Genomic DNA, 22,971 nt, shown 5'->3' with positions numbered 1-22,971 from the left:
ATTAATGTAAAGGAGGATATTTTAGGTGGGGAATAAATATGCCTATTATTATACGACGCTAATAGGTAAAGTAGGAATCGCAGAAGATGGGATCGGGATTACAGATGTGTTTTTAGGTGAAAAGCCAATAGAAGCTGAGGAGAAGGAAACTCAGTTAATCAAAGAAACCGCCAAGCAACTAGAGGAATATTTTAAAGGGGAGCGGGAGCAATTTTCTGTAAAACTGAATCCTCATGGTACTCCATTTCAACAGAGTGTATGGAAGGAATTATTGCAGATTCCTTATGGAGAGACAAGAAGCTATAAACAGGTGGCAGAGAGGATAGGGAATCCTAGTGCTTCTCGAGCAGTAGGGATGGCAAATAATAAGAATCCGATTTTCATTATCGTTCCATGCCACCGTGTCATCGGTGCTACTGGAAAATTGGTCGGTTATGGGGGTGGACTTGATATAAAAGAAAAGCTTTTGGGACTGGAGTTTGAACGGATTACAAATTAAAGGTGATTCGAGCAGATCGCATTGATTCGTTTAGAATCAGTTTTATTTTGGCTTATAAATGGTCTTTGATAGTCTATAATGAAGTATATCTAATTGCATGAAAGAGACAATAAGGAGTCAGAAATGGAGAAACAATATTTTTTGATTGGTGAAGTGTCAAAGCTTACAAATACATCCGTTCAAACACTACGGTTTTACGATAAGATTGGCTTATTTAAACCTTCCTATACCGATCCTGATAACCAATACCGATATTATAGCAATACGCAGCTGTTTTATTTGGATATCATTAAATCACTGAAGCATGTCGGAGTCCCGTTGAGTGAGATAAAATCTGTATTACAGTTATCAGCGGGGGAGATGGCTGAATTTTTAGATGCGCAGGAAAGTAAAATTGAGCAGCAGCTGCGTCGGCTGGAGGATGTTAAGGCCATTCTGCGTTATAAGAAGAAGCAAATACTAAATCAACCCTCTCCTGAACAATTAGAAAAAGTGTATATAAAAAAATATGATAAACAGCGTATTCTTACTTATAATCAGGCACCTTCATCTGCCACTATTATTCCAGTAAAAGAATACGGCCATTTAATGAAAGTATTAGAAGACCATGGGACGGTATTTGATAGTGTCTATTGTGCGACGTATCCATTAAAAAAATATGATTCTATGCTAGATTGGCAATATACATCTATCTTTACACCAGTTCTCACGGACGAGGAAATCACGGTCTCAAATAAATATATGGAGATTGGTGAATTACCTGCCGGTGAATACGTATGTATTGCCTTCCATTCAGCAGAAGGAGTATATGAATCCTCTTATGAGACGCTTTATTCTTATATTATAAACAGAAAAATACCAACTGAAAAAATCGTCTATGAGTTGTATATGCCTTTTACCGATACGGCAGTCAATGAAGATGATTTTATCGTTGAATTGAAAGTACGAATAAAATCTACTTGACCCTATAGTAACTATAGGGTTTATTTTTATTAGTAGGAATTATAAACTAGTATACAAGAAAAGGAGTAAAACGATGTCAGGCAGCAAGAATCAGAATAAAGTACTTATCCTTTTATTAAGTAATATGTTTATTGCATTTTTAGGGATTGGCCTTGTAATACCAGTTATGCCTACACTTATGCGAGAACTTAACCTCGATGGCACGATTATGGGCTACCTCGTTTCAGCGTTTGCGGTCGCACAGCTCATTTTCTCACCATTTGCAGGAAAATGGGTGGATTTATACGGACGTAAGCGTATGATTATAATCGGTATGTTTTTATTTGGCATATCAGAGTTGATATTCGGTTTGGGAGAACAGGTATGGGTACTGTTCCTGTCCAGAATTTTAGGTGGAGTTAGTGCGGCATTTATTATGCCTGCAGTAACAGCATTTATCGCAGATATTACCACAATGAAGGAACGTCCAAGAGCATTGGGGTATTTATCAGCAGCAATTAATACAGGCTTTATCATTGGACCGGGAATTGGTGGTTTCTTAGCGGATATAGGTACGCGAGTGCCTTTTTATTTCGCCGCTGGACTAGGGATTTTCGCGGGAATCTTCTCCATTTTAATGTTGAAGGAACCTGAGCGCACAGTAGAAACGAATTCTTTAAAAGAAGTACCTGGCAAGAAAGGATATCATAAGCTATTTACGATTATTTACCTTATTCCGTTCCTAATTATCTTATCATCTTCACTTGGTCTATCTACCTTTGAATCTATGTATAGCTTATTCGTTGATCAAAAATATGGCTTCACTGCTAAAGATATAGCGATGCTCATTACGGTTAGTGCCATATTAGGAGTCATCGCACAAGTATTTTTATTCGAGAGAATTACAAGAGTAATCGGGGAAATATGGCTGGTTAAGCTATGTTTACTGGTAGGAGCTGTTTTTGCGTTCCTTTTAACAAGAGCATCCGCTTATTGGAGCGTGTTGGCGGTAACGTTTATGGTATTCCTTGCTTTTGACTTAATCAGACCGGCAATAACGACTTATCTATCTCGTATAGCCGGAAAAGATCAGGGATTTGTCAGTGGTATGAACTCAGCATTCACGAGTGTTGGGAATATTATCGGACCGGCAATTGGTGGGATTTTATTTGATATTGATCTCATCTACCCATATATTTTTGCGGCTATATTATTGGGAATTAGCTTGCTGATTTCCTTTGTATGGCGTGAAAGGACAACGGAAGTCCAGTCATAGATTGATTGTATTAGAGGCAAACCAGCTGTGTTTTTTTGCGCGGCTGGTTTTATTTTTAAAGTACTTACGGGCAATATCATTGTATTGATTTTCTTAAAACTCATTTTTCTATCTCCTTCAGCATATAATCGTGTAGTGAAGGAGGTCCGTCCAATAATCGGACAAGCATTTTTGGGGTATTATAAAGAGACATAGATAGTAATCGACGTTTCAGTTCAATCGTAAGATTAAGATATAAACTTTTTCAAACGTGATTCACAGAGAGTTTGTCCCTGAATAAAAGCTATACCCTGTCTATTAACCTGTAACCAGATTTATTAAATTCGCAAAGGAGTAAGCGATAGATGAAACTACAAATTCGATTAGCCAAGGATTCAGAAACCATGGAGATTATCGAACTATTAAAAGGGGCTGCGTCATGGCTCAAATCTGAGGAAATTGATCAATGGTCTTATTTATTGTCCGGAGGAGAGGATCTCGATATAGAGCGTGCTATTCTCAACAATGAGACCTATGTAGCAAAGTATGAAAATAATCTGATAGGGACCTTTACTTTATCATCTGTTCAAAGTGAATGGGATCTCGATTTATGGGGGAATCAAGAGGATAGTTCCTTATATTTACATCGCCTTGCTGTAAATAATGAATATAGAGGGCAGGGACTGGGGTGTGAAATAATTCGGTGGATTGAAGAGATATTTTCCGGTCGATATATGTATTTAAGACTAGATTGTGTGTCCAATAACCCCAGACTTAACCAGTTTTATCAGGATTGTAGATTCAAATTGGCTGGATCCACCGAAGAATTTAATAAATATGAAAAATGTATTTAAAAAGGTAAATCAAGAGGAAGCAGTAAAAAGGATTGATAATAAAAGATATTTAGATTTAAAAAAGTTTAAGTATCAAATGTTTGAAGAAATGGTTACGGAATACAGAAATGTTAAGTAATGAGTGAACGTATTAATAAGACATTTTTCTGGAAACTAGCCAACTAAAAAAGGACACCCAAATAGGCATCCTTTGAAAAGTTATTACTACCACGGAAATATGAGATAACACAAACATGCAATTATAGCTAAAACTAAGTTATAGAATATGTATTTATATTTTTTTTGTAGTACAGATATAATTGTTGAAATAATAGCAACTACCACTGCCATAGGAATAGTGAATAAAAATACGCCAAGAAAAAAAGTATCGATATAAACTAGAACAGTAAGTATGGCAGTGATGCTTGTCCATAGGATTGGATTTTTAAGCATAATTTAATCCTCCTCGTATAACTTGGTAATTATTATTTCAATATAATATAATATCGAAAACATTACTTCAATAGATTTTTGAAACCAATTTAAAGCTATTTCGTTATATACTACATACAATAATCTATACATAAACAGATATAGAAAAAGAAGGGCACCAATAAATAATAGGATTGAAAACATAATTATTATGCCCCCTTAACAGCAGAATCACTTCTCTTCGATATTCCATAGATGATACCGACAAGTCAGGAAAGAAAGGGAGTCAAATACGTATCGTGATTTACTCATAGGTTGCATAAATTTATCTGCTGAGTTGAGACCCTATAATGATAATAATGATAGACACCACCAGTAATTTGGAAATATACATCTATATGTTTTTCTTCCTAGCCTATATTATAGGAGAGGCTAAGGGCATTTATTTTACTTTCTCCTAGCTTTATGTTGATATTGTATAATGGAGATTACTATGATTGTCCAAAGAAGGAATATTATGATAGTGCTTTAAAGGTATTTCTGATTGGTCATAACACATAACTGATACATAGAAAGGATGGTCCAATTGGAGTCTTGGATAATGGACTTGATGAATCAATTTGGTTATTGGGGAGTGTTTCTCCTAATTGCTTTAGAAAATGTATTTCCTCCTATTCCGTCTGAAGTGATTTTAACGTTTGGAGGATATATGACACATGAAACTCAGTTAACGGTAGTTGGTGTCATATTGGTATCTACAATAGGTTCAGTTTCCGGTGCAATCATTTTATATTTCATTGGCCGATTGCTTGATGTCAGTCGTTTGGAAAAAATAATTGATCGGTATGGGAAGATCCTTCGTCTTACAAAAGAAGACATTTATAAGGCTGATGCCTGGTTTGATAAGTATGGTATTTGGACAGTCTTATTCTGCCGTCTAATTCCCTTAATTCGGAGCCTAATTTCTATTCCTGCAGGGATGTCCAATATGAATTTTCCATTATTCATTTTGTTTACAACAATAGGGACAGTTGTCTGGAATACCATCCTGGTCAACCTGGGAGCAAGTGTGGGAGAAAATTGGCATGAGATTGTAAACTATATGGACACTTTCTCAAATGTAATCTATGTCATACTCATTGTGCTATTTATCCTGTGTATTGTTTGGTATATTCGAAAAAGAAAAGAACGGAAGTAAACTTGAAAAGCCCTTATTCTCCAGATGAAATGGAGGACAAGGGCTTTTATTATTTGTTTGGCATATAGTTTGTTAAAAATGAACTAACTTTTTCTTCATACAATGCTGGATTTATATCATAGGCATTGCCATGCTCTGCTTTCGGTACTGAATAGAGGTCTTTTTCTGATGGAGTAGCCTCATAAAGCTCATGTACCATTTCAACTGGAACAAAGGTATCAGCTTCACCATGGATATAGAGGATGGGTAAATTTGTCTTCTTGACCTGCTCGATAGCTGAAGCTTCTCCAAAAGAGTACCCTGCCCGGATTTTTGTTAACAAACTAGTAGTTTGGATAATTGGGAAGCTTGGAAGATGATACATTCTTTTCAATTGATAGGATAGAACATCTTTGGCAGACGTATATCCGCAATCGGCAATAATTGCTTTTACTTGATTTGTCAGCTCTTCGCCGCTTGTCATTAAGACAGTAGATGCCCCCATCGAAACACCATGCAGGGCGATGTTTGAATCTTCTCCATTACGATCGATTATATAATCAATCCATTGAAGATAATCCTTGCGCTCTGGCCAACCAAAACCAATATAATCCCCTTCGCTAGCACCATGTCCACGCGCATCCGGCATAAGCACATTATAATTTAAAGTTTCATGATAATATTTTGCGTAGGCAGCCATATTCTTAGCCTTGCCTGCGTATCCATGCGCAATAATAACGGTTTGATTGGTTGGTTCATTAGCTTCCAAATAATAGCCTTTTAATTTCAGACCATCCATAGAAGTGATTGATACAGTCTCAAAGTTTGATTTGCTCATCCATGAAAGTGCCTGTTCCAGTAGAGAGTTGTCGGTTGAAACATCTAAATCTGGATTATCATCTAGAAAATCCTTATCAGAACGATAAACGGCTACTTTATAAAAGTAGAAGCTGGCTGCAGTCAGAATGGCTAGTATGAGTATGGTGATAATCGCAATCCACTTTTTCATAGTCCACATCCTTCTTCTAAATTGTCATAACAACTATCATACATCGAAAGATGACTTTTTGGTATAAGGTTTCTTTATCTATAATTACCTCAATTATCTATAATGCAGTAAGGATTATGTACCAGTGCGCGACTGAATAAGTGGAAGACCTGTTTGAAGGAAAAAATTGAACGTTATCACAGATAGTAGATGTTAAATTTTCCATAAATAAAATGTACAAACAACCTGTTAAAATATAGATATACAATTTACAAGTCAAATAGGATTTTATAAAGGAACTGACAATGACTCATACAGATAAATACCAACTACGACTTAAAGAATACTTAAAGCAAGCTGGCAATCCTTTGCTTATCAAATTACTCATCAATGGTTTAACAGTAGAAATGACATATCAAAATGGACTTCTTAATAAGGTAATCATGGTTGATCAAAACCATTTTGAAGTGGATGTAACTCAAGTAGTTCGAATCAGTGTAGATGTCCCTGACAAGATTTTGTTTAAGGGATTATTAAAGGTGAGGGCACATGTCATTCACACCTTCTCGGATTTTGAAAAGTTGAATCGAAATGGCCTGTATTTACATCATAAAGATTTAACGAAAAAAATACTCCAGCAGCAGATGGATTATGAGCAAAGAAAGCTAAGGGTCATTGTTTCAAATATTGTTGATATATTCGGCTTGGATAATGACAGTGGTTATAATGAGATTGAACAGGTAGAGTTTCTAAAGAATCAAGGATTTCACGTGGTCTATTATGAGCAAATTGAAAATAGTATTGAAGGAATTCATTTATTTTACGAGACTTTCATGGAGTATCACCGTCAAGAGATAGGCTATTCCGTATCAGGTCTGCAAATACTTTCTGCTGATTCACATGACTGCAACGAAGGGTTCATATTACCTTTTACATCTGATAAAGCAATTTTAACAGTTGATGATATTTGTCCTGAGGTAATTCCATCTGGAAGGATTGAGCCTATTGTCAGAATAAAAGCGATTGATCTAGCAGGAGAACGTTATTATTCCCTTCGGATGCATGGATTCTCTTTAATCAAGTTAATGGATATTCGAATTGGCGACCAGGTTTTGATGTCGGATGTACAAACTATTATAGGGGTGGAAATAGAAAAACGGACAGGTACAGAAACTTGCTTTGTCCTACCTGAATTTTGCCCCAATTGTGGGGATAAAGTAAAGAATGATGGTGAGCAACTATATTGTACAAATAGCGATTGCAGGAATAAACCGGTATTCAATCGAGAGCAGCATGGAATAAAAGGTAAGACTGTGGTTATAACTGGTACACTTTCAATAAGAAGATATGATTTCAGGAAATTAATTGAACAAGCTGGTGGAGTACTGGCGGGAGCGGTTACGAACCAAACAGATTACTTATTAATGGGGTCAAAAGGGGTAGGGACAGTCAAATATAGAAAGGCAAAATCTCTTAAAGTGCCTATCATAACGGAAGAACAATTTAGATTGATGATTGAATAGGTGAGGGACCAATGAAGCTCATTGGTCTCCTTTATTAATTTATGCGAAGGTTTGAGTGATTTTTCTGGAATAACCAAGAGTGTAAACGCGGATATAGGATAATTCCAGCTATTGATAAAGGCAACCATAATAGAGCATAGGGTACACAAATTTGTCCATAAAGATTAAAAGGAAGGGCACTATAATCCCATATAGATAGCTTTAGCCATATATTTAAAATAAGACCGGCGCATAGCTCTAGGAAGGTCACTAAAAGAGTACCTGCCAAAGCTTTCAGATACAGCGGGATCTTAATTAGAGTCAGGAACCCAAACAGAGTGAAGCAAATACCACCAAGCACCCCCATTGTCCAATGAGTATGTCCCCTCCATATTAGCTCTACTAACAAATAAAGAGCGCCGCCAATAATCCCAAGGTGTAAGGTTTTCATGAGAGTAAAAAACATTTGGACGCCTCCTGTGAAGAAGTTTATATAAGCTACAAGATTATTGGTCTTTTCGTGCTTCATCAGCTGTGTCCAAACGCGTAGAACCATTATTATGTAGTGCTTGATCACGGTCAGATTCAACGCGCTTGCTGTTTCTCAGCTTCTTTTCTTGTCGGTCTTTACCCATATTACTCACTCCTTTTCGTGGATTAAGCTTAGGGTAACCTTTCTTTGGTTTTTCATTACTATTTTTAAAGGGAAAATATACAAGTACAAGTTAGGAGAAATTGTAGGAATAGGAATCGCTAATTTTTATAAAAAAAGATAGGATTCTTGGGTTATCTCCAAGAATCCTATCCGAGGTAATTATTAAATAAATAATCCTACAATTGTAGCAGACAAGATAGATGCCATTGTAGCTACGATGAATAGTTTGAAACCAAATGCGCTTACTTCTTTTGCTTTTGCACCATTGATCGCTTGGATAGATCCGCTAATGATACCAATAGAAGAGAAGTTAGCAAATGAAATTAAGAATGTGGAAATAACAGCAACTGCTTTCTCAGACATGTCAGCCATTAAAGGTTGGAATTGTAAAATCGCAGCAAATTCGTTTGCTAACAATTTTGTACCCATTACAGATCCAGCTGTGATCATTTCGCTTGCTGGAATACCCATAATGAAAGCGATTGGAGATAAGAGATATCCTACAATTGTAGTCAAATCAACTCCAACAATTCCGCCAACAATACCATTTAAAAGTCCTAGGATTGCTAAATATGCAACTAGCATTACAGCAACAATTACGACTACTTTTCCACCGTCTAATGCTCCGGCACCAATGGCTTCAAATACATTTTTTGTTTGAACCATATCGTTAATATCGATTTCAGTATCTTCCTTCGTTGCTTTAACTGGTGTCATGATGGAAGTAATGATTAATGCACTAAACATATTAAGGAAAATAGCGATTAATACAAATTTCGCAGGCAGCATTGTCATATAGGATGCAATCAACGCTGCAGATACGCTTGCCATTGCTGATGTTGAAACAATAAATAGTCTGTTTGAATTTAGCTTACCAATTTGACTTTTAATTGCAAGAATTGCTTCTGATTGACCGAAAAATATAGAGTTAACAGCATTGAAGCTTTCTACTTGAGGTAAACCAGTGATTTTTGAAATAAGTCCGCCAATATATTTGATAATATAAGGAAGAATTTTGTAATGTGTAAGTACAGATAATAATGCAGATGTAAAAATAACGGGCATTAAGACATTTACAAAGAATGGAGAACCTCCTTCAGGAATCCATCCACCAATTACGAATTCGATACCTTCCTGGGAGTAACTTAATAATTTATTGAACGCTCCAGCCACTGCATCAACTACCTTTAAACCGACAGTTGTACCTAGTAATAAGAAAGTTAGAACTAACTGGAAGCCAATCATGATGGCAACAGCTTTAAAATTGATATTCTTTTTATCATTGGAAAATAAATAGGAAATTCCTATTAGCAATGCGATTCCGAGAATACCGAGAATAATGCTCATTAAAAAAACCTCTCAATCTTTTTATTAATTTACAATCATTTTGCTCAATGGCAATAAAAATAACCATCAGCCTTGAAGAATTATACTTATATAACAAACTGACTTACAAGGACATATGTCCCAATAAAGGCTTTAAAATAAATATAAAAATTTTCTAAAAAGTGAGACCGATAATGGAAAATACTTTGAATCATGTAAAAGAGGTAGAAGTCATTTATAATAAATTTATAAATAGCATCGAGGAGAGAGGGCATTACATGATTAAATTAATAGCAACAGATATGGACGGCACATTTTTAGATGATCATAACCAATTCCCTGAGGATTTTTATGAAGTTTTTTATAAATTAAAAAAGAAAGGGATTATTTTTGGAGCAGCCAGTGGACGTCAATATTATAATCTTGTAGAGAGATTTCATGATATAAAAGAACAAATGCTATTTATTGCTGAGAATGGAACATATGTTGTATATAAAGGGGAAGAGTTATATTCTCATACATTAAACCTTGAAGAGGCAAGAAAATTTATAAAAATAGCAAGAACCATTGAGGGAGTACATATCGTCCTTTGTGGGAAAAAAGCAGCCTATATTGAAAGGTCGGAACCAGAGGCACTTGCAGAAGTAAATAAATATTATGCCCGATGTGATTTGGTTGAAGATTTAATGCTTGTAGAAGATGAGATTTTAAAGGTAAGCCTTCTTGATTTCAAGGGGGCTGAGCAAAACAGTGCAACCTTCTTTACTTCATATAAAAAGGATTATCAAGTGACGATCGGTGGCTATTTTTGGATGGATATTATGAATGCGGGTGCCAATAAAGGCATCGCCATAAAGCGAGTACAAGAGCTTTTAAATATACACCAGAATGAAACAATGGTATTCGGTGATTATTTAAATGACCTTGAAATGATGCAAAGTGCTTATTATAGCTTTGCGATGGGAAATGCCCATGATCAAATAAAGGACATAGCCAGATTTGAAACAAAAACAAATAATCAGTCAGGCGTGATCGAAACGATTAAAGAACATATACTGATTGCATAATAATTTGATAGATTTAAAGTAGAGTGACTTTGGTAGAAAAGGTCACTCTTATTTTGGTTGGAAATGATTATATATTTACCATTTCAAATATAAAAGCTATACTTCTACTCGTAATTCGTGATGGAATAGGGAAGATTACTGACAAACGAAGGTTAAATAATTGAAGGTGAAACATCTGATGCAAAAAGCTGAAAGAGAGAAGTTCATTTTAAAGTATCTAAAAAAATATGATATGTGTGAGATTTTTTCTGGCATTGATTTAAATGATATTGATGTTGTGCAAATAAAAAAAGGACATTTGATTTGTTCTAAAGGCGATGAAATCAATGATATGTATTTTCTCGTTGAAGGAAAAGTTAAAATATATACCATTACGCCTGATGATAAACGCTTAATATTGCGGTTCCAAAAATCATTAGGAATTATTGGTGATATTGAATATATACAAGGTACGCTTGTACTTCATACGATTGAAGCTAGTACTGATTGTCTGGTGTTGAAAATACCGTTTAAAACCATTAGACAAACTGTAGGTAATGATGCAAGGTTTCTGTCCTTTTTACTAGATGTGGTTACACGTAGATTCCGTGCTAAAACTGATGCAGCAACATTAAATCTTTTATATCCTGTTGAAGTAAGATTAGCTAGTTTTTTATTATCAACAACTACAGATGGTGAGCGTCAGGTTTATCATGAAGAAGCTGTAGGTTCAAGTTTAAAGGATATTGCGGATATGGTTGGAACAAGCTATCGACATTTAAACCGTGTAATAAAAACCCTTTGCAATGAGGATATAATCAGTAGATCGAATGGTAAATTATTTGTTAAGGATCTCAATAGGCTAAAGGAAATAGCAAAAAATAATATTTATGAATAATAAGTGAAGAGTATATTCAAATGAAATATACTCTTTTTTATTTTTGAAAAGCATACATAAACATAAACAGGGAAACCTTGAAGCTTTAGCGTTAAGTAAAGATCGTGTGTATAATACCGAACATTTTTCCAGGAAGCAATAGCAAAAAACGCCGTAATACTAACCGATTTAATGGAAGAGGAAGATTTAATAGGCCACAAATGAATACTCATATATTCGAACGGCTAATAAAGCCGGCCCTTCTGCATCAAGGACAGTATAGAAGAAATATTAGAGCACATACTAAAATAAAATGGGTAATTACCTTATGTAGTGGAGGTAGGAATGATGACTGTTAAAGCAACAGTAAGGATATGCCTGGCAAATCTTGAAGGAATTGAAGCTAGTCTATCAATTTTAGCGTTAAATACAGAACAAAAAGAGTCTGCTGCGGATTTGCATCAGGCAATGTTGCTTGTTGGAGAGATTGTTACAGATATTAAAAAAAGAGTCGAAATATTAACAAGCTAAACTCTTTATCATTCGGAGGATGTGTATTGGAAATGCCAGATTGGTTAGATGTCATAGTAAGATCCGTGCTTTTTTTACTAATTTTATTCATCATCACCAAAATACTCGGGAAAAAGCAGATAGCCCAGTTATCTATGTTTGAGTATGTCACAGGAATAACAATAGGGAATATTGGAGCTGAAGTTGTGACAGGCCTGGACCAAAAAATCCATCTGGGAATCATCGCGATTGTTGCAACAGCAGCTATTCCTTATGTATCAGGCCGGATCACTCTAAAAAGCAAGAAGTTGCGTGACTTTGTTGATGGCAATGGTACTGTTTTAATGCAGGATGGTAAGGTTTTGGAAGGTAATTTAAAGAAAGAGAAAGTTACTACTGATGAATTACTAGAGATGTGTCGTAAGAATGGTGTTTTTGATATTTCAGAAGTAGATTATGCTGTATTAGAGGCAAACGGAGTATTGAATGTCCTATTGAAAAAAGAAAATAGACCATTAACAGCAAAAGACTTGAATATGAAGGTTCCAAAAGAAAGAGAGCCACAAACGGTTATAATGGATGGAGTAATCTTATCTGAACCACTTATACGGATTGGCAAAAATCAGTCATGGCTGAACAATGAATTAGCTAAAATGAATGTGACATTGGATAATGTATTCATCGGACAAGTAAATACATATGGTGAACTAACAGTCGATTTGTTCGACGATAAGATTCGTGTTCCATCTCCTCAGGAAAGACCCCTATTATATGCCACGATGAAAAAATGCCAGGCAGATTTAGAATTATTAGCACTATCATCAGATGACAATGAAGCAAAACAGATGTATCTAAAAAATAGTAAAAAAATGCAGGAAGCAATTAAAAAGGTCGCCTATATATTAAAGCATTAAGGACAAGGGACATCCAAAATGGAAGTTCCTTGTTTTATTTTTGGTATATTTTACAATGAATGTAAAGAGGGAGGGTAATGATGCAAGTAGTAACTAACGAATTAGCAAAGTGGATTGAAGAAGTTGAAACTGACGCATTCTATTCGAGATTATCAAGAATAGAAAAAATTCCGGATAATCCTATGGGTAAAGAAATACGAAAGTTCGGTAATGCGATAGCTTTTGTGGCTCAAAATATCCCAGGTCTAGCATTTAACAAAATAAAAGGAATAATGGATAAAGATATTAATTTATTGAATTGATCCAATTATACAACGATAAAGGGGTTCCGACGAGATTTGAAATTACCCCTGCACATGCAACATCCATTCTCTACTCGGCCCTTGCAAACCTTGGCTATTTACACACCAATCTGTATGCTGATCCACAAAAGTTATTAATAGATGGAGATGAAAATTCATCAGTTTCAATACGCGAGTTTAAATCAAACGAATTTGATTTATTTGCAGAGCTGTATATAGATGCTTTCGATATGCCGTTATTTTTAAAAGAAAATATCGCCCGCAATAATGAAATACTGTATGGTATGCCTGGATGGAAATTTTATTTAGCTAATTATATAGATAAACCTGCGGGCATAGGTGTACTATTTATGGGAGAGAGGGGGGCATACTTAGCTGCAGCAGGAACTATACCGCAGTATAGAAATAAAGGGGTTCAGGGAGCTTTAATACAACGACGGATTATAGAGGCAAAACGAAATAATTGTAAGGTAATAGTTGGTCAGGCGAGCTTCGGCAGTATCAGTCAAAATAATATGGAAAGAGCAGGGTTGAAAATAGCCTATACAAAGTCAGTATGGACTCATCAATCATAAGCTATATTGGAGGCACAAATTTGAGCCTTCTTTTTTTATTACCCGGGAAATGTTATTATAATATTTTTTGAAGAATATGGAATGAATGTATGAATAAATAGTCTATAAGTTTAAATTTTAGGGTATAGGGTAATATGCTGTCTTTCCAGTGCAAACTGGAAAGAAAAAGGCAAAAGAGAAGATGGTGAGAGATGAAGAAAAACATTTATAATCATTTAAATGGCAGAAAAATCTTTATTACTCTTTTACTCCTATTTGCTATTTTCTTTTTTGTTCAAATACAGGAAAGTACCTTTTATAAGGCCATTATAAATGGTAATCACGAATATATAAAAACAGCTGTATTGGACTCCATTCTATATGTCTACGTTTTCATGCTGTTTATCATGATTATCCAGAACTCATTTACAATTATTCCCCTGATTCTCGTGATTACTATCAACATTACTGTATTTGGATTTTTTAAAGGCTTTATTTGGAGCTGGCTTACAAGTGTTCTGGCGGCAATGATCATTTTTATCTTCATTAGGTATCTATTCACTGATCGTTTTTCGTCGAAAATTTCTCCTAAACAATTACAAAAAATTGAAGATAAAGGTGTTTCTTATATATTGGTTGCTAGAGTTACTCCTTTTATACCAACCAGCATCATTAATATAATTGCAGGATTAAGTTCAATTACATTGCAAAAGTTTATATTAGGTACGGCCGTTGGAAACTTTATTTATTTTTTTATCTTGGCCCTTATTCCAGCAGGTTTATATTCTAGTGGAATCAATGAATACGTGATAGTGGCAATAATCATTTTACTCATGTCTGCATCCTACTTGTTCTCCAAGATAAGAAATAAAAGGAAAAATGATTATACTAAATTAATGCGTAATAAATGTTAAAAAGAGGGAAGATGATATACTATCCCTCTTTCTTATTACCTTTTTTTCGTTAATCATTATTAGTGTAAAAGGATTTGTTATTTAATCATAATTAATTGTTTTATGCAATGGCTCTAACTGATATTGTCTATTTTTCGTTGAACCAATTGAGGGGATATTTGGGTGGATACGGAAAAGTCGCAACAAATCCAGCCAATTACTACTCGCCGAGGGAAAAGAGAGAGTCCTTTTTTAAAGACAAATGAGGACATATAACATGCAAATATCTTTTACAAAGCAATAAGGAGGAACAAACGATGATATTAATTGTTAATCGAATAGAAGGTAATTTGGCAGTCTGTGAGAAAACTGATAAAAGTATGGTGGATGTTGAGTTGAGCAAATTGCCTGTTGATGTAAGGGAAGGAGATATCCTTATTGAAAAGGATGGTAACTATAAGCTTGATTTAACGCAGACTGAAAGAAGGAAAAAACGTGTACAAGATCTTTTGGAAGACTTATTTGAATAAATACCTATTTCACTATCTTACGCCGAAAAAAGCTCAAAGCATTTTGCTTTGAGCTTTATTTTCGTGTACAACTACATATTTACTCTGCTAAAGAGGATTCCCTAAACTCAATATAAAACAGATGAGGAATGGGGTTAATTCTCCATTTACCTTAAAACCAGCTTACTTCATCGATTAATCGGTTATGCTCATTGGAGTCTCAATCTCTGCCTCAGTTTCAGGATGTATCCTTCTGTCGAGAGCAGGAACGATCTTGATAAAAATAACAATCCCAGCTACACCGATACCAGTAATAAAAATGGATGTAGCTAAATTGGATAGATACGCACTTAATGTAATCGTTAGAGAACAAATTAAATTGGCCACATTATAGGTTAATCCGTTTACAGCTAAATAAGAGCTCCTCGCATGTTCAGGGGGCAAATTAGCCATATAATTTTGCTGGACGGGCACACGCAATACTTCAGCAACAGTTGCGATGAACATTGCTCCGAATAAGAACCAGATATTATTAGAGTAAGAAATCACAGCATAGCCGGCTACAAAGACAATGCAGCTGGTGATTAATACATTTCGGTCGTTCAAATTAGAAACAAGCTTTGTCGCAAACAGGGCTAAAATTACAACCAAAATCGTATTTTCTGTACGTAAGAACCCGACCATCTCAATCCCGCCAAATTCGATTCCTAATAGATTCTGAATGGATAGATCCTCTGACAGTCTAATACTCATATAGCTTGTTAATTGGAATTCCATTGATAGAACAAAGATTCCTGCTAATACGTATAAGACAAAGAGTTTATCTTTAAAAACAGAATGATAATTTGAAAATAATTGTTTGACATGTTGGGGTGGTGTTTTTTTCTCTGTTTTATTTGGTATGTAGCTTTCTTCAATAAAAAATGTAATTAAGGTCCATGCAATCAATGAAGTAATTGAAAGAGCGAGGAGTAATTCAAAGAAGTATTCTCTAAACATAAATCCGCCAATGGCACCGCCAAAAGCGATGGATAGATTATTTGCCCAATACATAATGGTATACATCGATTTTCGTTCCTCAGGACGGCTGACATCAATCAGCATTGCCTGATTTGCAGGCCCTGCTAAGCCCCAGCATATACTGTTAACAGTCATCATAAAGAATGTAATCAGCGGTTCTGTAAACCATGGTGAATTGCAAATCATCATGGTAACGAATGCTAAAAATCGAAGCGATTCAGCAAATACGATTAATTTTTTTCTGCCGAAGCTATCTGAAAAATATCCTCCAAAGAAATTTATCGCTATGCCGACAAACACATTAATCAGCAATAAAAGTCCCGCCATTTTTACCCCGAAATGTGAAGATAAATAAATCGCCATGAATGGAAATATCATACCTCCAATGGCGGAACTTAAAAATGACTCTATAATACGTATTTTAATTGTACGGTGAAACTGTTTAAAACCCATGGTTGACCCTCCCCTTTTCCCATTATGTAATTTTATAACATTCTGATAATATTTCAATATAAATTAAGAAAACATGGAATATTGTTTCTATTTCTTATTCTATTTTTAAAAATGGAAGATTACATCCGTAATTTTACGGATAGAATCTACAACTTTCGATGGAGCATAAAAAAGCCAAATTCACAAATAAGTGAACTTGGCATAAGCATTTTTTTACTTCCTTTTTTCAAGCAAAGTGCAGTTATTCATCCAATGAGTGTACATTTTCAGCTATATCTTTATAAAGCGGATAAACGTTAAAGGCTGGCGTTTTACTGCTAAGGCTGAGAATGCCGATAAAATCAATATGATCCCAATTGCTCATGATAGGGTAGTAGTTCCATTTCCCTTTTTCTGCCACCCCATTATAGGCTTTTGCTGGTTGTCCAAATGGCGAAAAAGATGAAACCGTACTGACTAATCCATCGTTTGGCCACCAGCTTTTATCTATAATGGGTCCATCTTGTGGATTAGTTCTACTAAATTTCCCTAAGAAACTGGTAGGTTGATGAAGAAATAAATGAGTGTAAGCAGATGGTATATGCTGACCTGTCAAAATACTCTTTTTGGAGGTTTGACCGGTGTAGGAGAAATAATAAACATCTGATTTTGTCTCTACCTTTTGATTAAGTACAGCAGCCCCTGGTGTACTTAAATCATATGCACTTATATCAGTACTCTCCCAAATCTTACTGTTAATGACTTTGGAGAGATACGATTTAAAAGACTCCCCGGGTTCTCTGCGAATTCCCCAATGGTCCAATTTAAAATCATATACTAAGTTTTCTTGGCTAATCCCTGTAACACTGGCGACATTAATGATTAGATCTTTAACAAAAGATATTATTCTATTTTCATCATCTGCATATGTTGTACCGTTATGTGGGGTAGCAATGCTGCTCACACTGTGCACCCACGATTTATTGCCTTCAAAAAGAGAGGACATACTTTCATTCGGGTGGACCTGATGATAGTCACGTTCTTCTGCACTGCCGTCTTCTAGAAGATCAACTAAACTGCGTGTTGTTAATCCTCCCATGCTGTGGCCTACAAGGTGAACCGGATGATCAGCATCCCACTCAGGGTAGACCCCTTCATAGGTGCGCCCATAACGTGAATGTCCATGCTGTTTGGCATGGGACGCTCCGTAATCTACCGTGCCGCCTTTAATATAATAATAGAGTTCTACTGAACGATCATAGTTGCTGGCTACTGGACTGACACTTGCTACAAATGTTTGATGGCCCATGCTTTCTAAGTACTCCGGAACATCCTTTAGTCCGCCCCAATAATTGTAACCTAAAAATTCGCCTTCTCCCCATCCACCTAAACCATGGACCAACACGATAGGATAATCATTGCCTTGGTTTTCAGCGGCACTCGCCTTTGTCTGTGGCAAAAAAGCAAAAAAGCTAATGATTAATCCTGTGACCAAAATAAGATTTGTTACTTTCAATCCCAAAACAATTCCTCCTTAAAATAAAAAGTAGCCCATGACAAAGCGACGGGTTTCGAGTTCTTACGAAGGAGTATTTTAATAATTCTGTCATTTATCACTATATGTTAGCGCTTACATATTAAGCAAGTGGAAAATTATGAATTAAATATAAATAGGAAATTCAGCCTAACGTTTCCGGATAGGTAAATAAGGGTATTTTACAGCCATATAAAAGTAAAAAGATTCTATAAGGGTAGAAAGTGGGATATGTATGTCGGGAATATTACTAGCATTATTAGCTGCTGTATGCTGGGGCAGCTTGGTATTAATTAGCGTAAAACTTGGTGGAAATGCTTATAGCCAAACATTGGGAATCACATTGGGTGCATTTCTCTTTGCTGTAATTATGTTGTTTTTTTCTGAACCTGTATTTAATCCTACAGTTTGGATTGTAGGTTGATTTCAGGAGGACTGTGGGCAATTGGGCAAACAGGGCAGTTTATTAGCGTCAAGTATATAGGTGTATCGAAAACAGTACCCATTTCAACGGGCATGCAATTAATCGGAACTTCTTTATTTGGTTTGATTGTTTTTAATGAATGGAGCACGAAGGCTCAAATTATTATGGGGATACTGGCTCTTTGCTGTTTGATTGCAGGCGTGATTCTTAATTCAGTCGGAAATGATAGCGATGAAGAAGGAAGTCAGTTAAAAAAAGGCTTAATCACTCTGACATTATCGTCATTAGGGTATATAGGCTATGTTGTTATTATCAGATGGTATGAAATTGATGGCTGGTCAGCTATTCTTCCGCAGGCTACCGGAATGCTAATTGTTGGTCTTGTAATAGGCTTTTGGAAGCATGCGTTTGATAAATATACAGTGAGAAATATGCTTTCGGGGCTTGTTTGGGCAACGGGTAATATTGCACTTCTTCTGTCAGTTCCAAAAATCGGAGTAGCCACAAGTTATTCTCTTTCTCAAACAGGTATTGTGATTTCCACGCTTGGGGGGATTTTCTTATTGGGTGAGAAAAAGGATAAGAAAAGGTTGATAATGGTCATCGCAGGCTGTCTCCTTGTTATTGCCGGAGGCGTTATATTGGGATATACCAAGAAATAAATAGTCGAGAGGAGAAACGTACTATGTATAAAGATTTAGAAGGTAAAGTTGTTGTTATAACTGGAGCAAGTAAAGGGCTTGGAAAGGCCATGGCCCTTCGTTTTGGGGAAGAGAAAGCAAAAGTAGTTATTAATTATCGTTCAACTGAAAAAGATCTAGATGAGATTGTTCGAATCATTAAAGCCTGTGGTGGGGACGCCATCACTGTTCAGGCGGATATTTCGAAAGAAGAGGACGTTAAAAGGTTAATAAATGAGGCAGTTGAGACATTTGGTACACTTGATGTCATGGTTAATAATGCTGGAGTTGAAAATGAAATGCCTTCACACGAATTAAGCCTTGAAGATTGGAATAAGGTTATTTCCACGAATTTAACAGGATGTTTTTTAGGAAGCAGAGAAGCCATTAAGTATATGGTTGAACATAAGATAAAAGGTTCCGTCATTAATATGTCATCTGTACATGAGCAAATTCCATGGCCCCATTTTGTCCACTATGCGGCAAGTAAAGGTGGGGTTAAACTAATGAGTGAAACGCTTGCCTTGGAGTATGCTCCGAAAGGAATTCGCGTAAATAATATATGTCCGGGCGCAATCAATACACCTATCAATGAAGAAAAATTCAATGATCCTGAAGCGAAGAAGCAAGTTCTTGATCTTATTCCGATGGGATATATCGGTAAGCCTGAAGAGGTTGCGGCGTGTGCAGTTTGGCTTGCTTCGAAGGAATCAAGCTATGTGACAGGATTAAGCTTATTTGTAGATGGTGGAATGACACAATATCCAGGTTTCCAGGCAGGCAGAGGATAAACATCCCTAAAAAGTCCAAGCCCTTTGGATAATTATTAGACATTCGTACATACATTATGATGGTATGTACATAGTCTACTGTATCTGAATATACAAGGGTGGAGTTTTATGCCGACAAGATCTGGATCGGAATACATCGAAAAAATAGATAATCTTCATTCATCGATATGGATAGATGGACAAAAAGTGAATGGTAAAATTTCTGAACATCAAGCTTTTAAAGGAGTCATAAAGAGTCAGGCTGCATTATATGATTTGCAATTAAAGGAATCCAACCGAGATATCATGACATTTCGTTCACCTGTTACTGGCAATCTGGTTGGGACCTCTTTTTTGGAACCAAAAACAAAAGAGGATCTAGAAAAAAGAAGACTAATGACACAAGTATGGGCTAAATCGAGCGGGGGGTTTTTGGGCAGATCACCCGATTACATGAATACTGTGATGATGTCCTTTGCTTCTGCAGCGGCTGTTTTTTCTGAGCAGGATGAACGTTTCACTAAAAACATGCTGACGATATTTGAGAATGCCCGCGAGCAAGATTTATCTTTCACCCATACTTTTATCAATCCACAGGTAAATCGCTCATCCTATTATGTTGAAAATTTTACCCAGACAATATCTGCGCAGACGACAGAAATAAAGGATGATGGGATTGTTATTAATGGAGCTAGGCTTTTAGCCACACAGGGAGGAATTACGGATGAATTACTGGTATTTCCTTCTAATGGTGCTAGCCATAATAAAGATTTTGCGTATGGATTTTCCATTCCAAGCAACACGCCGGGACTGAAATTTATATGCAGAGAACCATTTAGCTACCGTGATTCAGCATTTGATCATCCGCTTGGTTCCCGTTTTGATGAGGTGGATTCCATTGTCGTGTTTGATCAGGTATTGGTTCCCTGGGATAGAGTGCTCTTTTATGAGAATCCTCTTATAGCTCAGAAAATTTATCAGGAAAGCAGCTTCCATTTACTGGCTGCGCATCAGGTTACAAGCAGGAGAATCGTCAAGCTGAAGATGATTTTGGGGCTTGCTCAAAAGCTAATTGATTCCATTCAGGTGGGTGAGTATCAGCATATACATGATAAAATCAGTGAAATATATGTTGGTTTGGAATCATTAAAGGCGTTGCTGCTTGCATCTGAAGTAAATGCCAAGGCGGATAAGTGGGGAACGATGGTACCGGATGTAAATCCGTTACAGGCATCCATTTTATTGTTTGCTCGTTTGTATCCAAGATGTACAGAAATACTTCAATTAATCGGAGCGAGTGGGCTTATGGCCATTCCAACAGAAGCTGATTTTTCATCAGAAATCGGTGCGGATCTTGATTTGTATTTGCAGGGAGCTATCGTTGGAGCAGAAGAAAAAGTGAAGATTTTTCGGTTGGCATGGGATATATCCATGAGTGCTTTCGGATCGCGGCAATCCCTGTATGAACGATTCTTTTTTGGCGACGCAGTCAGATTGGCTTCAGGGCTCTATATGAGTTACCCAAAAGAAAAATATGTTAAATTAATTGATCAATTTTTAACTGAATACTAAGAGGGAGGACAGTTATCGGATAATGATAGCTGTCTTTATTTTTTGTGTTTTTGCACATCAACAAGTCTACATTAATCCATACATGGAATAAAATTGATGATTTTGTGGAAAATAGCTGATTTTTGTAACATTTAGTAATTAGTGGGATGACTTGCAAATCGATTAGAAACTAAATTAGTTATTATCTTAATATTATAGTAGGTATTGTAAATTATCTGTTTTTAATTAATAATTAGAGTATAATTTGTAACGACTTTTTATCGGAAGGGAACCAAATGAAAGTGAGCATTAAAGAGGAATATGAGAAGCTAGATGTTTCCATGGGACAGATAAAGTATGCAAAGAGAATACAAAAATTGTTATGCGAAAGATTGGATATGGAATTGCCAAGCGAGTATGAGCTATCTGAAATTGTGGTGGAACAGGCTTTGTTTACTTATATAGATATATTAGAAAAATATTATCGCTTGGATGGAAAACCGTGGGAAGAGTTTTATGCAATATATCATGGAGTAACTAATGTTCCTAGACAATTAGAGGACTTTAAAGAACAGAAAAAAGGGACTTTGCAACTTTTAAGAAAAAGGGAGAGCTAATCCTCAGCTGAAGTAAAACTTTGAGGAAAAAGAAGCACTTAGCTAATGCTACCTCTCTTTGTGAAAGAATAAACTGAAACTATCGGGAGTACCCGCTCCAATATCAGAGCTGTGATGTAGTGACCCCAATAAGTTAGAAATCTGACTTTTGGGGTGTAATACTGATCAGCTCTTTTTTTGCTATGCAGCTAGGGGCAGTATATTTCAATGGAGTATGGATATTTATGTTAAAGTGAACATGTAGGGAGGAGAGATAGTTGGTTTATTTCGCAAAGACTCAAAGAGTAGCATTATGGTATATAGTGCTATTAATGATATTGACAATTTCAATAATTGACTTTTTCGATTGGTTATTATACTTCCAAATGATATTTTCTTTAGTTATTCTTGTTTTATTATGTATCAGATATAAATTTGTGATAAATAATGACTATTTGACGTATCAAATATTGTTTTTTAAATGGCCTTTATATAAAACAAGTATATTTCCCCATCAAATAAAACAGATTAAATTTAAACGAGTCAATTGGTATACCAAAGGTGCTTTTATGCAAGTTAAAAAAGGACTTACCATCCGAATTGTAAATTTCAATCCCAACGACGTTTTCAAAGAATTAGTTGATTTTGCTAACAAACATGGTATTCCATATTCTAAAACGAAAGATTATATAATTATAGAAAAATAGTCTTATTCCCTAACGAGGGTATTACTTTCATATTAAGGGCTGG

The 22,971-nt window shown here is 35.8% G+C and carries 23 protein-coding genes and 1 pseudogene; 18 read left to right on the top strand and 6 right to left on the bottom strand.

Annotated elements, in window-relative coordinates:
* The first annotated feature begins 25 nt into the window (after positions 1 to 25).
* The 5 genes from AC4BHA_RS17670 to AC4BHA_RS17650 all read left to right on the top strand — a co-directional run bounded on the left by AC4BHA_RS17670 (position 26) and on the right by AC4BHA_RS17650 (position 5,159).
* Positions 26 to 499 (top strand): methylated-DNA--[protein]-cysteine S-methyltransferase, encoded by a 474-nt coding sequence (locus tag AC4BHA_RS17670; RefSeq protein ID WP_490559001.1) that lies wholly within the window; start codon positions 26 to 28, stop codon positions 497 to 499.
* Positions 500 to 622: 123 nt separating this feature from the next.
* The gene (locus AC4BHA_RS17665) at positions 623 to 1,462 is read left to right on the top strand and encodes a MerR family transcriptional regulator (RefSeq protein WP_066102093.1); all 840 of its coding nucleotides are present in this window, start codon (positions 623 to 625) and stop codon (positions 1,460 to 1,462) included.
* A 73-nt stretch (positions 1,463 to 1,535) separates the two neighbouring features.
* Positions 1,536 to 2,717, top strand: a complete 1,182-nt coding sequence (locus tag AC4BHA_RS17660) for an MFS transporter (RefSeq protein ID WP_490552191.1) — start codon at positions 1,536 to 1,538, stop codon at positions 2,715 to 2,717.
* A 344-nt stretch (positions 2,718 to 3,061) separates the two neighbouring features.
* Positions 3,062 to 3,550: a GNAT family N-acetyltransferase gene (locus AC4BHA_RS17655; protein WP_490559000.1), complete on the top strand. Its 489-nt coding sequence runs from the start codon at positions 3,062 to 3,064 to the stop codon at positions 3,548 to 3,550.
* A gap of 997 nt (positions 3,551 to 4,547) precedes the next feature.
* Positions 4,548 to 5,159: a DedA family protein gene (locus tag AC4BHA_RS17650; RefSeq protein WP_066102076.1), complete on the top strand. Its 612-nt coding sequence runs from the start codon at positions 4,548 to 4,550 to the stop codon at positions 5,157 to 5,159.
* 49 nt (positions 5,160 to 5,208) lie between these two features.
* Here the strand turns inward: AC4BHA_RS17650 and AC4BHA_RS17645 are convergent, their stop codons facing one another.
* Positions 5,209 to 6,147, bottom strand: a complete 939-nt coding sequence (locus AC4BHA_RS17645) for an alpha/beta hydrolase (protein WP_490552188.1) — start codon at positions 6,145 to 6,147, stop codon at positions 5,209 to 5,211.
* 284 nt (positions 6,148 to 6,431) lie between these two features.
* Between AC4BHA_RS17645 and AC4BHA_RS17640 the strand changes: the two genes are divergently transcribed.
* The gene (locus AC4BHA_RS17640; protein WP_490552185.1) at positions 6,432 to 7,649 is read left to right on the top strand and encodes a BRCT domain-containing protein; all 1,218 of its coding nucleotides are present in this window, start codon (positions 6,432 to 6,434) and stop codon (positions 7,647 to 7,649) included.
* A gap of 34 nt (positions 7,650 to 7,683) precedes the next feature.
* Here AC4BHA_RS17640 and AC4BHA_RS17635 read toward each other — a convergent pair whose 3' ends face one another.
* The 3 genes from AC4BHA_RS17635 to AC4BHA_RS17625 all read right to left on the bottom strand — a co-directional run bounded on the left by AC4BHA_RS17635 (position 7,684) and on the right by AC4BHA_RS17625 (position 9,630).
* The gene (locus AC4BHA_RS17635; protein ID WP_066102067.1) at positions 7,684 to 8,094 is read right to left on the bottom strand and encodes a putative ABC transporter permease; all 411 of its coding nucleotides are present in this window, start codon (positions 8,092 to 8,094) and stop codon (positions 7,684 to 7,686) included.
* Between the two features lie 40 nt (positions 8,095 to 8,134).
* A complete protein-coding gene (locus tag AC4BHA_RS17630) occupies positions 8,135 to 8,263 on the bottom strand; it encodes a YpzI family protein (protein WP_066102064.1) in 129 nt (42 codons plus the stop codon).
* A 182-nt stretch (positions 8,264 to 8,445) separates the two neighbouring features.
* Positions 8,446 to 9,630 carry a NupC/NupG family nucleoside CNT transporter gene (locus tag AC4BHA_RS17625; protein ID WP_066102060.1) on the bottom strand — a complete coding sequence of 395 codons (1,185 nt, stop codon included), beginning with the start codon at positions 9,628 to 9,630 and terminating at the stop codon, positions 8,446 to 8,448.
* A 257-nt stretch (positions 9,631 to 9,887) separates the two neighbouring features.
* Here AC4BHA_RS17625 and AC4BHA_RS17620 point away from each other — a divergent pair, with 257 nt between their 5' ends.
* From AC4BHA_RS17620 to AC4BHA_RS17585, 8 genes are all read left to right on the top strand, one after another.
* Positions 9,888 to 10,676: an HAD family hydrolase gene (locus tag AC4BHA_RS17620; protein WP_490558999.1), complete on the top strand. Its 789-nt coding sequence runs from the start codon at positions 9,888 to 9,890 to the stop codon at positions 10,674 to 10,676.
* Between the two features lie 178 nt (positions 10,677 to 10,854).
* A complete protein-coding gene (locus tag AC4BHA_RS17615) occupies positions 10,855 to 11,553 on the top strand; it encodes a Crp/Fnr family transcriptional regulator (RefSeq protein WP_490558998.1) in 699 nt (232 codons plus the stop codon).
* A gap of 324 nt (positions 11,554 to 11,877) precedes the next feature.
* Positions 11,878 to 12,063: a DUF1657 domain-containing protein gene (locus AC4BHA_RS17610; RefSeq protein WP_490558997.1), complete on the top strand. Its 186-nt coding sequence runs from the start codon at positions 11,878 to 11,880 to the stop codon at positions 12,061 to 12,063.
* 32 nt (positions 12,064 to 12,095) lie between these two features.
* On the top strand, positions 12,096 to 12,956 hold the full coding sequence (locus AC4BHA_RS17605; protein WP_490552181.1) for a DUF421 domain-containing protein: 861 nt from the start codon (positions 12,096 to 12,098) through the stop codon (positions 12,954 to 12,956).
* A gap of 77 nt (positions 12,957 to 13,033) precedes the next feature.
* A complete protein-coding gene (locus tag AC4BHA_RS17600; RefSeq protein ID WP_490558996.1) occupies positions 13,034 to 13,258 on the top strand; it encodes a hypothetical protein in 225 nt (74 codons plus the stop codon).
* The gene (locus tag AC4BHA_RS17595) at positions 13,255 to 13,833 is read left to right on the top strand and encodes a GNAT family N-acetyltransferase (protein ID WP_490558995.1); all 579 of its coding nucleotides are present in this window, start codon (positions 13,255 to 13,257) and stop codon (positions 13,831 to 13,833) included. The genes AC4BHA_RS17600 and AC4BHA_RS17595 overlap by 4 nt, the downstream gene beginning before the upstream one ends.
* Before the next feature lie 191 nt (positions 13,834 to 14,024).
* Positions 14,025 to 14,726 carry a TVP38/TMEM64 family protein gene (locus AC4BHA_RS17590; protein ID WP_490552177.1) on the top strand — a complete coding sequence of 234 codons (702 nt, stop codon included), beginning with the start codon at positions 14,025 to 14,027 and terminating at the stop codon, positions 14,724 to 14,726.
* 296 nt (positions 14,727 to 15,022) lie between these two features.
* A complete protein-coding gene (locus AC4BHA_RS17585; protein WP_066102047.1) occupies positions 15,023 to 15,235 on the top strand; it encodes a DUF3006 domain-containing protein in 213 nt (70 codons plus the stop codon).
* 174 nt (positions 15,236 to 15,409) lie between these two features.
* On the opposite strand, the gene AC4BHA_RS17580 is transcribed toward AC4BHA_RS17585, so the two are convergent.
* Together AC4BHA_RS17580 and AC4BHA_RS17575 are read right to left on the bottom strand one after the other, a co-directional pair.
* Positions 15,410 to 16,687, bottom strand: a complete 1,278-nt coding sequence (locus AC4BHA_RS17580) for an MDR family MFS transporter (RefSeq protein WP_139891521.1) — start codon at positions 16,685 to 16,687, stop codon at positions 15,410 to 15,412.
* A 241-nt stretch (positions 16,688 to 16,928) separates the two neighbouring features.
* Positions 16,929 to 18,188 (bottom strand): esterase/lipase family protein, encoded by a 1,260-nt coding sequence (locus tag AC4BHA_RS17575; RefSeq protein ID WP_490558994.1) that lies wholly within the window; start codon positions 18,186 to 18,188, stop codon positions 16,929 to 16,931.
* A 247-nt stretch (positions 18,189 to 18,435) separates the two neighbouring features.
* On the opposite strand from AC4BHA_RS17575, the pseudogene AC4BHA_RS17570 reads away from it, so the two are divergent.
* The 4 genes and pseudogenes from AC4BHA_RS17570 (at position 18,436) to AC4BHA_RS17555 (ending at position 22,242) form a co-directional block, all read left to right on the top strand.
* Positions 18,436 to 19,286, top strand: a pseudogene (locus AC4BHA_RS17570) (GRP family sugar transporter).
* A gap of 23 nt (positions 19,287 to 19,309) precedes the next feature.
* Positions 19,310 to 20,095 carry a glucose 1-dehydrogenase gene (locus AC4BHA_RS17565; protein ID WP_139891519.1) on the top strand — a complete coding sequence of 262 codons (786 nt, stop codon included), beginning with the start codon at positions 19,310 to 19,312 and terminating at the stop codon, positions 20,093 to 20,095.
* Positions 20,096 to 20,203: 108 nt separating this feature from the next.
* On the top strand, positions 20,204 to 21,646 hold the full coding sequence (gene hpaB, locus AC4BHA_RS17560) for a 4-hydroxyphenylacetate 3-monooxygenase, oxygenase component (RefSeq protein WP_490552170.1): 1,443 nt from the start codon (positions 20,204 to 20,206) through the stop codon (positions 21,644 to 21,646).
* A gap of 275 nt (positions 21,647 to 21,921) precedes the next feature.
* Entirely contained in the window at positions 21,922 to 22,242 is a 321-nt protein-coding gene (locus tag AC4BHA_RS17555; RefSeq protein ID WP_066102026.1) for a hypothetical protein, read from the top strand.
* Positions 22,243 to 22,971 lie beyond the last annotated feature (729 nt).

The sequence above is a fragment of the Pradoshia sp. Z3_51 genome (assembly GCF_058215915.1).
The sequence above is the reverse complement of the archived record's forward strand: the minus strand, read 5'-3'. Positions and strand labels throughout refer to the sequence as shown.